Origin of the sequence: Frateuria defendens, from assembly GCF_001182895.1 — a bacterium.
GTDB classification, from domain to species: Bacteria; Pseudomonadota; Gammaproteobacteria; order Xanthomonadales; family Rhodanobacteraceae; genus Frateuria_B; species Frateuria_B defendens.
The window spans coordinates 1-672 of the sequence record NZ_LFQR01000011.1 but is presented as its reverse complement, the minus strand read 5'-3'; the positions used below and the strand labels follow the sequence as shown (position 1 = coordinate 672).

The 672-nt window shown below is 70.5% G+C and carries 1 protein-coding gene; it reads left to right on the top strand.

Annotation, left to right across the window (positions count from 1 at the left end):
• Positions 1–20 precede the first annotated feature (20 nt).
• Positions 21–672: transposase (locus tag ACH65_RS02675; RefSeq protein ID WP_153242447.1), on the top strand; the 652-nt coding region annotated here is incomplete at its 3' end.

Below are 672 nucleotides of genomic sequence, written 5' to 3'. Positions count from 1 at the left end.
CCGATGGCTGCGAGCGGCAGATGCTGTTCGAAGCCCTGGATGATCTGGTCCCCGGACACGACCTGCTCGTGCTCGATCGCGGCTATCCGGGCAACTGGCTGGCCGCCTGCCTGGTCCAGCGCGGCATTGACTTCTGCATGCGCGTGGATGCCACCGGCTGGCACGTGGTCAAGCACTTCCTACGCAGTGGCCAGGCCGAGGCCCTCGTTACCCTGGCCGCACCCAAGGCCCGCGATGCGGCCGATTACGAACTCCAGCGCACGCCCACCCAGGTGCGCCTGGTGCGCGATGTCACTCCTGCCGGCTCGGTGCGCGTGCTGATGACCTCGCTGCTCGATCCCCAACGCCATCCGGCCGCCGACTTCGGCGCGCTCTACCACCGCCGCTGGCGCGTGGAAGAAGCCTTCAAGCGCCTCAAGCACCGCCTGCGCCTGGAGGCGGCCAGCGGCCTGACCCACCTGGCCTTGCAGCAGGACTTCGCCGCCAAGGTCCTGGCCGACAACCTGCACGTGCTGCTGGCCGCCGCGGCCGATCCGCAAGCCCTGCACCCCGAGCCGGACTCGCGCCCCAACCGCACCTACGCCCTGGGCACCCTCAAACCCATCCTGGCCGGATGCCTGCTCGCCCTGCGCCACGGCCTGCGCTCCCTCGGCGAGGCACTGGCCGCCATCG